The following is a 15,116-nucleotide window of genomic DNA, read 5'->3' on the forward strand; positions in this document are numbered from 1 at the left end:
CCGCAAGACCCGGCAATCCGGCGCAACAGTCCGCACCGCTCCCGCGGAACTGGCGCGGCAACAGCCCTCGTGGGCAAGCCCGCTCATGCCCCGCCGATCAGCACACACCACACCCACGGAACCGGCGCGGCAACAGCCCTCGTGGGCAAGCCCGCTCAGCGCCCGGCAACCAGCGCGCACCACACCCGCGAAACCGGCCCGGCGATAGCCCCTGTCCGGACATCCGCGCGTGCCGCACCACCCCGGCAACCCCGCAGCAACAGCCCGCAACACACCCACGGAATCCGCGCGGCAACAGCCCCTGCCCGGCAACCCGCTCATGCCTCCCCACCCCGGCAATCCCCCGCAATAGCCCGCAACGCCTCCGCGAACCCCGCCGCCACTCCGGTCACCGTCTCCCGCGCATGCTGGTCCGGCTGGTAGTACCAGGAAAACTCCAACTGCCCCTCCCGCACCCCGCCGACGACCTCCAGTGCGTGCGGCGACCGGTTCGCCGGGTCCTGGTCTCGGCCGAGCGGCGGGAGTGAGCGCCGGAACAGTCCGTCGCCCGGGGCGGTGTTCTCGCCTTGGCCCAGATAGTTGAAGGCGACCCGCGGCGTGCTCCGGCCCAGGTCGGGGAAACGGAAGCACCGTAAGACCCCATGCCCGAAGCCATTTCCTGGCACGGCGCGCAGCTGGCGCCGGACGGACTTGACCTGGGTTCGCCAGGTTGCGGCCGGGTCGACTGTCAGGGCGACCGGGAATACGGTCGTGAACCAGCCGACCGTCCGGGTCAGGTCGACGTCGTCCAGGATCTCCTCCCGGCCATGGCCTTCCAGGTCGATCGCTACCGCCGGGTCGCCGGTCCAGCGGGTGAGCGTCCAGGCCAGAGCGGTCAGCAGGACATCGTTGATCCGCGTTCGGTAGGCACCGGGCGCGAGGTGCAACAGGGCATCGGTGTCACGTTCGCCGACGCGGATCGACACCGATTCCTGGGGCTCCGGAGTTGCGCCCACCCGGTCGACGGGGATCTCGCAGCCGGGCAGGTCGCGGGCCCAGTGCGGGCGTTCGGCGTCCAGTGCACCGGATTCCGCGAACTCCCGCAGGCGGTGTGCCCAGGCCCGGAAGGACGTCGTCTTCGCGCCCAGATCGGGCTTTTCCCCGGCTTCGATCTGCCGGTATGCCCGTTCCAGATCCTCCAGCAGGATCCCCCACGAGACCGCGTCGACCACGAGGTGGTGTGCAACCAGGAAGAGGCACGGGTTCTCAGCGGAATCCGACAGGAGAGCACGCAGGTGCGGAGGCTGGGCCAGGTCGAAGCTCGCCTGCGCGTCGTCGGCAGCCCGCTCCAGGTCCACAGTGGACACTCGGCGCAGGACGGAGCCGGAGTTGACTGGGTCGTTGTGCTGGATCCAGCCCTCGGCGGTCCGCTCGAAGCGCAGACGGAGCGCATCATGGTGAGCTACCAGCGCATCGACGGCCTGGCGCAGCACTTCCTCGTCGACCGGACCGTTCAGCTCGATCAGCACGGATTGGTTGAAGTGCGCGGGGTTGACCGGCGAAGCATCCAGGAACCACCGCTGGATCGGGGTCAGCGGAACGGCCCCGACCACGGCCTCGCGATCGTCCTCGGCCGAATCGGCGGGCTGGACCACTCGTGCCAACTCGGCGACCGTTTGATGCGTGAACAGGTCCTTCGAGCGCATCGCCAGCCCAGCCTGCCGGGCGCGGTGCACGACTTGGATGCTGAGCAGGGAGTCCCCGCCGAGTTCGAAGAAGTTGTCCGCGGTGCCGACCTGCGGAATCCCCAGCACCTCGGCCCACACGTTCGCCAGCAGTCCTTCCGAATCAGTGCTCGGGGCGACGTACTCGGCGGTCTGCAGGGCCGACAGGTCCGGCGCGGGCAGGGCAGCGCGGTCGATTTTCCCGTTGGGGCTCACGGGGACCGAGTCGAGCGGCACGAACACCGAGGGGATCAGGTAGTCCGGCAGCGTCTCGCCCAGGAAGGAGCGCAGTTCGGCGGTTTCGCCCACCACATAGGCGACCAAACGCTTGTGCCCGTGAGCTTCCCGAGCCACAACGACGGCCTCGTGCACCGCCGGGTGCCGGCGCAAGGCGGACTCGATTTCGCCGAGTTCCACCCGGAAGCCGCGGATCTTGACCTGGTCGTCCACCCGCCCGGCGAACTCCAGGTCGCCCGACGCGGTCAGCCGGACCACGTCGCCGGTGCGGTACATCCGCGAGCCGGGCGGGCCGTACGGGTCGGCGACGAACCGGTCGGCGGTCAGGCCGGGGCGGGACAGGTAGCCGCGCGCCAGGCCGATGCTGCGGACGTACAGCTCGCCCGCCGACCCGATCGGCACCTCGCGCAAGCCCGCGTCCAGCACGTGCACTTCGGTGTTTCGGATCGGTTTGCCGATCGGCAATGTCCCGCCCGGCGACAGCGGTTCGCTCCACGAGGTCACGACGGTGGTCTCGGTCGGTCCGTAGGCGTTGATCATCCGTCGTCCCCGCGCCCAGCGGGAGACCAGCTCATCCGGGCAGACATCCCCGCCGACGACGATGGTCCGCAGGTCCGGCAGCGCCGCCTCGGGCACGGTCGCCAGCGCGACGGGCGGGAACTGCGCATGCGTGATCCGGTACTCCGCCAGCACTTCGGCCAGTTGCGTGCCGAGCAGCGGGCCCTCCGGCGGCACGACGAGCGCGGCGCCGGCGGGCAGGGTCATGCAGAGTTCCGAGACCGACGCGTCGAAGCTGGGCGAGTTGAACGCCAGCACCCGGTCGCCCGGCCGGATCCGGAAATGCTCGATCTCGGCGGCGGCGAAGGACGCCAGGCCCTTGTTCGGGACAACGACGCCCTTGGGCCGCCCGGTCGAACCCGAGGTGTAGATGACATACGCCGGTTGGTCGGGGTCGACGGGGACATCGAGGTTCGTGTCCGCGTACCGCCCGGCGTCGAGTTCGCCGTCCACGACGAAGACCGGGTCGGCGTCGCGCAGCATGAACTCGATGCGTTCGGCGGGATAGCCCGGGTCGACCGGCAGGAACGCGGCCCCGGTCTTCGCCACCGCCAGTTCCGCGAGGATGAGCGCAGTCGAGCGCGGCAGCCGGACGGCGACGATCCCTTCCGGCGCGGCGCCCCGGTCGACGAGCAGCCTCGCCAGCTGGTTCGCCCGCGCGTTCAGCTCGGCGAAGGTGATTTCTCCGGCAGCCGAAAGCAAAGCCGGTGCGTCGGGCGTCCGCGCGACTTGGGCTTCGAACAGTTGCGCCACCGACGCCGGCGGGACGGCCACGGCGGTGTCGTTCCAGGCCCGCAACTGGTCCAACTCGGCTCGCGGCAGCAGCGGCAAGCCGGACATCGGCTGGTCCGGCAGCGCGGCGAGAACGGTCAGCGCGGTCAGCAACCGGTCGGCGAGCCGCTCGATCGTCGCGGCGTCGAACAGGCCGGTGGCGTAGTTGATCGCGGCGTGCAGCGACCCGCCGTCCTCCTCGAATTGCACGAGCAGGTCGAAGGTCGCGGTCGTCGCGGGCAGGGCGACTTCCTCGGCGATCAGCGCGCCGCCGCCCGGCCGGTCGCCGGTGTTCTGCAGCACGACCATCGCCTGGAACAGCGGGGTCCGGCTCGGGTCGCGGACCGGCTGAGCCGCGTCCACCACGCGTTCGAACGGCACGTCCTGGTGGGCGAACGCGTCGAGCACTGTGTCGCGGACGCTGCCGAGGAACTCCCGGAACGACCCGCGTGAGTCCACTGTGGACCGCAGGACCAGCGTGTTGACGAAGAACCCGATCAGGCGTTCCAGTTCGGCCCGCTCGCGTCCGGCGGTCACCGTGCCGACCGCGACGTCCTCCTGTCCGCACCACCGCGCCAGCACGACCTGGAAGGCCGCGACGAGCGTCATGAACAGGGTGCCGTGCTGTGCGCCGGCGAGTTCGCGCAGGTTCGCGGCGACCTCGGCGGGGATGTCGAAGCCGAACCACTCCCCTTCATTCCTGCGGACCGCGGGGCGCGGCCGGTCGGTGGGCAGTTCGAGCGGGGCGAGCCCGGCGAGGCGGTCCCGCCAGTGGTCCAGCTGCTCGTCCAGGTCGGGGCTGTCGAGGAAGTCCCGTTGCCAGGCAGCGAAATCCGCGTACTGTACCGGCAGCTCGGGCAGCTGCGGCTCCTCGTCACGGAGGTAGGCGGAGTAGCAGGTCTTCAGTTCGGCGGCCAGGATTCCGGCGGACCAGCCGTCGGTGACGATGTGGTGCACCACCAGCAGCAGAACGTGATCGCCGGATTCCTCCCGGAACAACCGGGCGCGCAGCAGCGGGCCGGTACGCAGGTCGAACGGCCGGAGTGCTTCGCGCACCAAGGTTTCCTCGGAGAAGTCCGCCACCGGGAGGTCGATCGGTGCGGGTTCGTGGACGATCTGCACGGCGTGACCGTCGATCGCGTCGAAGGTGGTGCGGAGCGATTCGTGCCGGGCGACAACCGTGTTCAGCGCCTTTCGCAAGGCTGCGATGTCGAGTTCGCCGCGCAAGCGCAAAGCGGTGGGAGAAATGTATTCCAGACCGCCGGGTTCGAATTCGTCCAGGAACCACAAGCGTTGCTGAGCGAACGACAACGGCAGCGCACCGTCCCGCGCCACCACCGGGATCGCCTCCGCGGCAGCCTGCTCAACCGGGAGTTCGGCGGCGAACTGGCTGAGCGTCGGCGCGGAGAACAGCATCCGCGGCGACACCTCGACCCCGAACTCCGCACGCACCCGCGACGTGATCCGCATGCTGAGGATCGAATCGCCGCCCAGTTCGAAGAAACTGTCGTCGGCGCCCACGCGGTCGATTCCCAAGACGTCGGCCCAGATCGCGGCGAGCCGCTGCTCCGCGGCAGTGCGCGGCGCGACGTACTCGGCGGTTCCGGTACGGCCGGGGGCGGGCAGCGCACGCCGGTCGAGCTTCCCGTTCCGGTTGAGCGGGAGCGCGTCCAGCGGCACGAACGCCGACGGGACCAGGTGCTCCGGCAGCCGTTCGCGTGTCCATTCGCGCAAGCCCTGCGCTTCGCCCACCACGTACGCGACGAGGCGGCCTTCGCGGGCGATGACGGTGACGTCGGCGATCGCCGGATGCCGTCGCAGGACGGTCTCGATCTCGCCCGGTTCGACGCGGAACCCGCGGATCTTGACCTGGTCGTCGACGCGGCCGAGGTAGTCGAGCGAGCCGTCGGCGGTCCAGCGGACTTGGTCGCCGGTGCGGTACATCCGCTCCCCCGGCGGGCCGAACGGATCCGCGACGAACCGGTCCGCGGTCAGGCCCGGCCGGCCGAGGTAGCCGCGCGCGAGCTGCGGTCCGGCGAGGAACAGCTCGCCGGGCAGGCCGGGCGGCACGGGTTCGCCGGTGTCGCCGAGGACGTACGCGCGGAAGTTGACTAGCGGACGGCCGATCAGCGGCTGGTCGCCGGTCACCGGCGCGTGGATCGAGTCGACGGTCGCTTCCGTGGGCCCGTAGTAGTTGTGCCCGGTGACGTCCGCGGCGGCCAGCTGCCGCCACAGCGTTTCGGTGGCTGCCTCGCCGCCGGTGATCACCGTGCGGGGACGGACCTCGCCGGTCGCCAGCCCGGCGTCCAGCAGCTGCTGGAGGTAGGCCGGGGTGAGGTCGAGCAGGTTGAGCCCGTGCGCGCGGACGGCCCGCACCAGGGCGCGCGGATCGAGCCGGGTGTCGTCGTCCAGCACGTGCAGCTCATGGCCGTCGAACATCGCCAGCAGCGGTTCCCACGACGCGTCGAAGGCCAGCGACGCCGTGAGCGCCACCCGCTCCCGCCCGCGGTCGAGGAAGACTGCGCGGTGCGCGACCAGCAGGTTCACCAGCGCGCGGTGCTCAACGACGACGCCCTTCGGCTTGCCGGTCGAGCCCGAGGTGTAGATGACGTAGGCGGCGGTGTCCGCGTCCGGCCGCTTCGAGCGGGGCGCTGGCGGCGCGTAGCTCTCGTCGGGCCGGCCCAGGACGACCACTGGGCGCGCGTCGTCGAGCAGGAAGCGGACGCGTTCCTCCGGCAGGTCCGCGTCGATCGGCAAATACACCGCGCCTGCCTTGAAAATCGCCAGGACCGCGATGACGGCTTCGGCCGACCGCGGCAGCATGACAGCCACCACGCGCTCCGGTCCGGCACCCCGCTCGATCAGCTCCTCCGCCAGCCGCGTGGCGCGGGCGTCGACCTCCGCGTAGTCCAGGACGGTGTCGTGGAAGACCAGCGCGGTCTCGTGCGGCATTCGCGCGACGGTCGCGTCGAACACGTCCAACACTGTCTCCGCAGAAAGGTCGGCGATGTCGCCGTGTCCCAGAGCCAGCACCTGGTTGCGCTCGTCGGCGGTGAGCGGCGAGAGCGAGCCGACGCGCCGCTCCGGGTCGGCGGCGATCGCGCGCACCAGCTGCGCGAGGTGGCCAGCGAGCCGGTGCGCCGTCGCAGCGTCGAACAGCTTCGGGTCGTAGGAGAGTTCGAGCCCGAGCCGGTCGTGGAGATAGGCGGTGAGGTTCAGCGGATAGCTCGTGGTGTCCAGCGATTCGACGTCCAGCACGCGGACGCCGTCCTGACCGCTGTCTTCGATCGGGTAGTTCTCGAAGACCACCACACTGTCGAACAACGCCGCACCCGCCGGCACCCCGGTGAACGTCTGCAGCTGCGAGAGTGCCAGGAAGTCGTACCGGCGCGCGTCCGCCTGCTCGGCCTGGATCGCGCGCAGCCATTCGGCGGCCGACTGTCCATTCCGGACTTCCACCCGGGTCGGGACGGTGTTGATGAACATCCCGATCATCGCTTCGACGCCGGGGAGCTCGGGCGGTCGCCCGGAAACCGTGGTGCCGAACAAGACGTCCGGCTCGCCGCTGTAGCGCGCGAGCAGCAGCGCCCACGCCCCCTGCACGACCGAGTTCACCGTCAGCGCGGCGGTTTTCGCCATCTCGCGCAGTGCCGCGGACTCCCCCTCGGACAGCTCGACCAGCACCGTCGCACCGGATTCCGCTCGGTGCGCCTCGGCGGGACGACGGTCGTACGGAAGTGGCGTCGGCGCGGCGAAACCGTCGAGCATGTCGCGCCAGTGCTCCTCCGCCTCGGCCCGGTCCTGTCCGGCAAGCCAGGCGAGGTAGTCACGGAACGGCCGCCGCGGGGTCAGTTTCGCTGGCGTGCCTTGGACGATCGCCGTGTACTGCTCGCACACCTCGCCGAAGACCTGGGCGGTGCTCCAGCCGTCCAGCAGGACGTGGTGCGAGGTCCAGAGCAACTGCACCTCGTCGTCCGCGACGCGGGCGATCTCCAGACGCATCAACGGCGGGGTCGTCAGATCCATCCCCGCGGCCAGATCGGCTTCGAGCAGTTTCGCCAGCTCAGCCTGCTGGTCTTCGGGCGCGAGGCCGCGCCAGTCGTGTTGGCCGACCGGCACCTGGACCCCGCGATGGACGCGCTGCACCGGCTCGTCGACGCCGTCCCACGCCGTGCTGCTGCGCAGGATCGGTGTCCGGTCCACCACGCGCTGCCACGCCTCGGCCAGCGCACGCGGGTCGCGGACGCCGCCCAGCCGCAGCCGGAACTGGTCGAAGTACGCGCTCGACCCGGTGTCGACCAGGCTGTGGAAGACCATGCCCGCCTGCAGCGCGGTCAGCGGGTAGATGTCCTCGACCTCGCGGCCGTCCCCGGCCAGCCGGTCCACCGTCGCCTGGTCGAGCCGGGCGAGCGGGAAGTCCGACGGCGTGCGGCCGCCCGCTCCGGCGCAGTGCGCGATGATTTCCCGCAGCGCTTCGACGGTCGCTTCGGCCAGACCGCGAACGGTCGCCTCCTCGTGCACCTCGGCGGAGTATTCCCAGGTCAGGTGCAGTTCGCCGGATTCGACTACGCCGACGACGTCCAGCAGGTACGGGCGGATGCTGTCCGGAGCGGAATCGTGGCCGAGGCTTTCCCCGCGGCCTCGGTAGAGCCCGTCCTCGGCGGTTCCGACGTCCCAGCGGCCGTGGTAGTTGAAGGAGATCTGCGGTGTCGGGTCGTTCCGCAGCGGCGACTCGGTCAGGTAGCGCAGTGCCTCGTAGCCGACGCCCTTGTTCGGGATGGCGCGCAGTTGTTCCTTGACCGACTTGAGGATCGCGTCCCAGCCCTCGCCCGGCACGGTCAGCGCGACCGGGTACTGCGCGGTGAACCAGCCGATCGTCCTGGACAGATCGAGCGGCACGGTGAGGTCTTCCCGGCCGTGGCCTTCCATCTCAAGCACTACCTGCGACCGGCCGGTCCAGCGCGCCAGCACGCGGGCGAGGGCGCTGAGCAGGACGTCGTTGACCTCGGTCCGGTACGCGCCGGGCACGTCTTGCAGCAGCGCGGAAGTTTCGGCCCGGCCCAGGGAAACCGACACCGATCGCGCCGACTCCGCGGTGTTGCGGCCGGAGCGGTCGACCGGCAGTCCGGTCTCGACGCCGCGCAGCACGCTCCCCCAGTACTCGGCCTCGCCGTCGAGCCCGCCGGAGCGGACGTGGTCGGCGAGCGTCCTCGCCCAGTGGGTGAACGAGCTGCCCGCCGTTTCCAGCGATTCGCCTTGGTAGGCGTGTTCGAGGTCGTCCAGCAGGACGCGCCAGGACACGCCGTCCATGACGAGATGGTGCGCGGTAAGGAACAGTTGCGGCGAGCGGTCGCGGAAGGTGAACAGGACCACGCGCCACACCGGGCCGTTCGCAAGGTCCAAAGAGGTCTGGGCGCGTTCTGCCTCCGCGTGCATCGCGGCCTCGACGTCGTCTACTTCAGACAGATCGGCGTGCCGCAGAATGTCCGCCGGTTCGGTGGCAGCCGGTTCTTGCTGCCAGGTTTCGTCCACTTCGGAGAACCGCATCCGCAACGCAGCATGACGAGCGGTGGCTTCAGCGATCGCGGCGGTCAGCCGTGGAACGTCTACTGAGGACAGTACAAGGTGGACGGACATGGTCAGCCGCCATGGCTCGTCCAGATGCGCGAAGAGCCACGACTGGATCGGGCCGAGCGGTGCGGGTCCGGTCTGTTCCGGCGCTGGAGCGACCGGTCCGCCGGTGGTGACGACGCGGCCCAGCTCAGCGATTGTCTGGTGCTGGAAAAGATCCTTCGAGGACATCGTCAGCCCGGCCTGACGAGCGCGCGACACGACCTGGATGCTGAGGATCGAGTCGCCGCCGAGACCGAAGAAGTTGTCCTCGACGCCGACCTCGTCCACCCCGAGCACCGCCGACCAGACCTCGGCGAGCACGATCTCGATCTCGGTACGCGGGGCCACGTAACGGTTTTCGACCCGCGCACCAGGAGCGGGCAGCGCGCGGTGGTCGAGCTTCCCGTTCGCGTTGAGCGGCAGTTCGTCCAGCGCGACGAACACCGCCGGGATCATGTGCGCGGGCAGCGACCGGGCGAGGAATTCGCGCAGCACCGTGGTTCCCGGCACGGTCCCGGTCAGGTACGCGACCAGCCGCCGGGCGTCGCCGGTCCCGTGCGCGACAGCCACCGCGCCGGTCACGTCCGGATGCGCCGACAGCGCCGCCTCGACCTCGCCCAGTTCGATCCGGAACCCGCGGATCTTGACCTGGTGATCCGCCCGGCCCCGGTAGGCGAGTTCGCCGTCCGGGGTCCAGCACAGCAGGTCGCCGGTGCGGTACATCCGGGTGCCCGGCTCGCCGAACGGGTCGGCGACGAAGCGGGACGCGGTGAGGCCCGGCCGGTTCAGGTAGCCGCGCGCCAGGCCCGCGCCCGCGACGTACAGCTCGCCGGTGACGCCGGGCGGAACCGGTTCGAGGCAGGCGTCGAGGACGTAGGCGCGCAGGTCCGGAATCGGCACGCCGACGGTCGCGCGGTCGTCGAGCACCCGGTACGTGACGTGCACGGTGGTCTCGGTGATGCCGTACATGTTGACCAGCTGCGGTCCGTCCTGATGCCGCCGTCGCCATTCCTCCAGGCGCACCGGATCCAGGGCCTCGCCGCCGAAAATCACGTACCGCAGGCTCAACGGCGCGGACGGCAGCGAGCCGAGCCGGTAGAACGCCGACGGCGTCTGGTTGAGCACGGTCACCTGCTGTTCGGCCAGCAGCGTCAGGAATTCCTCCGGCGACCGGACCGTCTCGGACGGGACCACCACGAGGCGCCCGCCGTGCAGCAGGGCTCCCCAGAGTTCCCAGACCGAGAAGTCGAAGGCGTAGGAGTGGAAGAGCGTCCAGACGTCCTGGTCGCCGAAGCCGAACCAGCGATCGGTCGAGGAGAACAGCCGGGTCACGTTCGCGTGCGGGACGAGCACGCCCTTGGGCATGCCGGTAGATCCCGAGGTGTAGATGACGTACGCCGTGTTCTCCGGGCGGACCCGCACGCCGGGATCGGTGTCCGGCTGGTCGTCCGCGGCAACCGTGTCGACGACGCACACCGGCTGCGCGTCGGCGAGCATCGCCTCGATCCGCGCGGACGGGTAGTCCGGGTCGATCGGCAGGTATCCCGCGCCGGACTTCAGCACGGCGAGGACCGCGACGACCAGGTCCGCCGACCGCGGCAGCCGAAGCGCCACCAGGCGTTCCGGTCCGGCTCCCTCGCCGATGAGCCGGTGTGCCAGGCGGTTCGCTCGCCGGTCCAGTTCGCGGTAGGTCAGCTCCACGCCTTCGCAGGTCACCGCCACGGCGTGCGGCGTGCGGGCGGCTTGCGCGGCGAACAGCCGGTGCAGCGTCGGCTCCGGGGGCGCGACAGCGACCGGGTTCCAGTCGCGCAGGACGCGGTCGCGCTCGGCGGCGGTGATCCACGGCAGACGGCCGAGCGGCTGCGCGGGGGTGGCCGCGATTCCGGCCAGCAGGATCCGCAGCCAGCCGCTCAGCCGCTGGACGGTCGCCGCGTCGAACAGGTCGGTGTTGTAGTTGACGACCGCGTCGAGCCGCCCGGCGGTCTGCTGGAAGTGGATCGCCAGGTCGAAGCCCGCGGTCACGATCGGCGGCGCGACCTCATCGACGGCGAGCCCGGGCAGCGCGGGCCGGGCGTCCGGGGTGTTGTGCAGCACGACCATGACCTGGCACAACGGGGTGCGGCTGGGGTCGCGTTCGGGCTGGACGTCGTCCACGACGCGGTCGAACGGGACGTCCTGGTGCGCGAAGGCGTCGAGCACGGTGTCGCGGACTTCGCCGAGGAACGCGTCGAAACCGCGGTTCAAGTCCACTGTGGACCGCAAGACGAGGGTGTTGGCGAAGAAGCCGATCAGGCCTTCCAGCTCGGTGCGTTCCCGGCCGGACACGACGGTGCCGACCGCGATGTCGTCCTGTCCGGACCAGCGCGCGAACAGCAGCTGGCAGGCGGCGAGCAGGGTCATGAAGAGCGTGCTGCCCTGCTGCCGGGACAGCTCGGCGAGCCGCGCGGTGGTGCCGACCGGGACGCTGAACTCGTGCAGCGCGCCGTTCTTCGTGCGGACCGCCGGGCGGGGCCGGTCGGTCGGCAGTTCCAGCGGCTCCAGCCCGGCGAGGCGGTGCCGCCAGTAGCTGAGCTGGCCGTCGAAGTCGGTGCGGTTTCGTTGCCAGACCGCGTAATCGGCGTACTGCACGGGCAGCGGCGGCAGCCCGGGCTCGTCGCCGCGGGTGAACGCCGCGTAGAAGGCGGCGAGTTCGCTCAGAAGCACGCCCGAGGACCAGCCGTCGGTGACGATGTGGTGCAGCACCAGGGTCAGGACGTGGTCGTCGGGGCCGAGCCGGGTGAGCGCGGCGCGCAGCAGCGGGCCGGTGTGCAGGTCGACTGGGCCGGTCGCGGCCGCCAGTGCGGTGTCGAGATCGCCGTCGACCGCCTGGAGATCGACCGCGTACGGCGGGTGGACGATCTGCTTGCCCTGGCCGTCGACTGTCGCGAAGGTCGTGCGCAGGGATTCGTGCCGGGCCACCAGCGCGGTGAGCGACTGGTTCAACGCTTGCACGTCCAGGTCGCCGCGCAGCCGCAGCGCGGTTGGCGAGACGTACTCGGTGCTGCCGGGGTCGAATTCGTCCAGGAACCAGAGTCGTTGCTGAGCAAAGGAAAGCGGGGCTTCGAACGGGCCCTCGCCACGCGGGATCAGCGGGATCGCTTCCTGCGGCGCGGACGCGGCGGGCAGGTGGGCGGCCAGCAGCGCCGGGGTCGGGGCGGTGAAGACCAGCCGGGCGGGCACGTCCGCACCCAGTTCAGCGCGCAATTGCGCGACCACGCGGATGCCGAGCAGCGAATCGCCGCCGAGCGCGAAGAAATCGTCTTCGACACCGACTCGCTCCAGGCCGAGCACTTCGGCCCAGACGTCGGTCACGAGCCGTTCACGGTCGTCGCGCGGCGCGATGTACTGCGCTGAAGCGGAAATCTCCGGTTCCGGGAGCACCCGGCGGTCCAGTTTGCCGTGCCGGGTCAGCGGAAGCAGGTCGAGGTGAACGAACGCCGACGGCACCAGGTGCGCGGGCAACGTCTGAGTCAGCGCGGCGCGAAGCTCGCCGGGCTCGGCATCGCCGACGAGGTACGCGACGAGCCTGCCGTCCCGCGCGTCGACGGCGGCATCGAGCACTTTCGGCTGAGCGCGCAGTGCGGTCTCGACTTCGCCGGGCTCGATCCGGAAACCGCGGACTTTGACCTGGTCGTCGGTCCGGCCGAGGTGCTCCAGCCGGCCGTCGGCAGTCCAGCGGGCGCGGTCGCCGGTCCGGTAGAGGCGGGTTCCGGGCGCGCCGAAGGGATTCGGCACGAACCGATCCGCGGTCAAGCCCGGCCGGCCGAGGTAACCGCGCGCGAGCTGGGCGCCGGCGAGGCAGAGTTCGCCCGGAACCCCGGCAGGGACGAGCCGGAGCTGTTCGTCCAGAACGTACGCGCCGACATTCCCCAGCGGACGGCCGATCGACGGACGGTCCCCGGTCACCGGTGCCCATGTCGCGTCCACAGTGGACTCGGTCGGGCCGTAGTAGTTCCCGGCGGCCACCCCGGATCCGGCGAGTTCGTGCCACAGGCTCTCGCCGATGGCCTCGCCGCCGACCATCAGGAACCGCGGCCGCTGGTCGCCGTCGAGCAGTCCGGCGGGCAGCAGTTGCCGCAGGTAGGACGGGGTCACGTCGAGGAAGCCGATGCGTTCCTCGCGGACGTAGCGGACGAGCGCAGCCGGGTCGAGGCGGGTTTCGTCGCTGATCAGGTGCAGTTCGTGGCCGTCGGCCAGCAGCAGCGGCCCTTCCCACGACGTGTCGAACGACAGCGACGCGGTGAGCGCCACGCGCAATCGTTCGCGGCCGAACGCGGCCCGGTGGTTGGCCAGGAGGTTCGCCAAAGCCGCGTGCTCGACCACGACGCCCTTCGGCGTGCCGGTCGAACCGGACGTGTGGATCACGTAGGCGGCGTCCGCCGGTTTCGGCGCGGCCGGGCGCGGGCCGTCGGTGAAGCCGCCGATGCGGTCCAGCACCACCACCGGCAGGGTGTCGGCCAGCAGCGTCTCGATCCGCTCGGCGGGCAGCCTGGGATCGATCGACTGGTGCGCCGCCCCGGCTTTGAGCACGGCGAACAGCGCGATGATCGCATCGGCGGAGCGCGGGAGCAGCACGGCGACCACCTGGTCCGGCCCCGCGCCCCGGCCGGCGAGCTCGGCGGCGAGGACGTCGCTGCGGGCGGCAAGTTCGGCGAAGCTCAGCCGGACGTCGCCGCAGACCAGCGCGGTCGCGGTCGGCTGCGTCTTCGCCTGGTGGTCGAGGAGGTCGACGATCGTGCCGTCCGGGACGTCGAGCACCGGGCCGCGCCAGCCGAGCAGCTGGGCTTCTTCGGTCTCGGTGGTCAGCGGCAGGTCGGCGATCCGGCGGCCCGGGTCGGCGGCGATCCCGGCCAGCAGCCGCAGCAGGTGCGCGATCAGCCGGTCGACCGTCCCGACCTCGAACAGTTCGGTGCTGTACTCCACGAGCCCGGCGAGGCGGCCGCCCGACTCCTCGAACTCGACGGTGAGGTCGAAGTTGGCCGAATCCCGCCCGACCCCGGCCGGTTCGGCGGCCAGGTCCGGGAACACCGGCCCGGTCCCGGTCGCGGGGTGGAGCAGCACCATGACGTCGAACAACGGGTTGCGGCCGGGGTCCCGGCCCGCGTGCACTGCGTCGACCACTTCCTCGAACGGGACGTCGTCGTGGGCGAAGGCGTCGAGGACGGTCTGCCGGGCCGCGGCCAGGTGGTCGGCGAAGGAAGCCGACCGGTCCACTTCGGACCGCAGCACGACGGTATTGACAAAGAACCCGACCACCCGCTCCAGCTCCGGGCGGTCCCGGCCGGAAACGACGGTGCCGAGCGCGATGTCCTCCTGGCCGGTGTAGCGCGCGAAGAGCGCCTGGCAAGCTGCGAGCAGCACGGTGAACAGCGTGGTTTCCGACGTGCGCGCCAGTTCCGCGAGCCCGCGCGCCACGTCGGCGGGGACGGCGAACTCACGAACCGCACCCGCGGTGCTGCGGGCCGCCGGACGCGGCCGGTCCGTCGGCAGGTCGAGCGGGGTCACGCCGGTCAGCTGCCGGGTCCAGTGCTCCAGCCCGGCCGCGCGGGTCGGGCGATTGTGCTGCCACCGCGCGAAATCCGCGTACTGCAACGGCTGCGGCGGCAGGTCCGCGCGCTCGCCGTCCCGGTAGAGGAGGCCGAGTTCTTCGGTCAGCACGCCCATCGACGCGCCGTCGGTGGCGATGTGGTGCACGCACACCAGCAGCACGTGCTCCGCCAGCCCGAGCCGCACGAGCACCGCGCGCAGCAACGGTCCGTGCGCGAGGTCGAAGGGTCGCGAGTACTCCGCTTTCAGGACAGCGTCGAGGTCTTCCGGCGCAGCATCCACCACGGGCAGCGCCACCTCGTACGGCGGCTGAATGAGCTGCCGGGGTTCGCCGCCGACCTCCTCGAAAGTCGTGCGCAGCGGTTCGTGCCGGGCGACCAGCAGCCGCAACGCCGTCGCCAACGCCTCGACATCCAGCTCACCAGTCAGGCGCAAGGCGAACGCGCTGTTGTATTCGGGATCGTCCGGGCGCAGCTGGCTGAAGAACCACAGCCTGCGTTGCGCGGACGACAGGGGCACCGGGCCGGAACGGTCGGCGGCCGCCGGGATCTCCGGTGCGCGGCCGGCCGCTCCGGCCATCCGGCGGCGCAGCGCTTCCTGCAGGTGGGCGGGCAGCGCCGCGATGCGGTCCTCACGGGACGAGGTCAT

At 71.0% G+C, this 15,116-nt stretch carries 1 protein-coding gene; it reads right to left on the reverse strand.

The annotated features are described in order from the left end of the window. Nucleotides 1-317: 317 nt before the first annotated feature. Nucleotides 318-15,116 (reverse strand): non-ribosomal peptide synthetase, encoded by a 14,799-nt coding sequence (locus tag WA670_RS29820; protein ID WP_336159528.1) that lies wholly within the window; start codon nt 15,114-15,116, stop codon nt 318-320.

The sequence above is a fragment of the Amycolatopsis sp. VC5-11 genome, assembly GCF_037034185.1.
Lineage (GTDB): Bacteria > Actinomycetota > Actinomycetes > Mycobacteriales > Pseudonocardiaceae > Amycolatopsis > Amycolatopsis nivea.

Bases quoted from the DNA above. Each gene is read 5' to 3' on its own strand.
- WA670_RS29820 (WP_336159528.1), bottom strand. From the start codon at position 15,116: ATGACCTCGTCCCGTGAGGACCGCATCGCGGCGCTGCCCGCCCACCTG.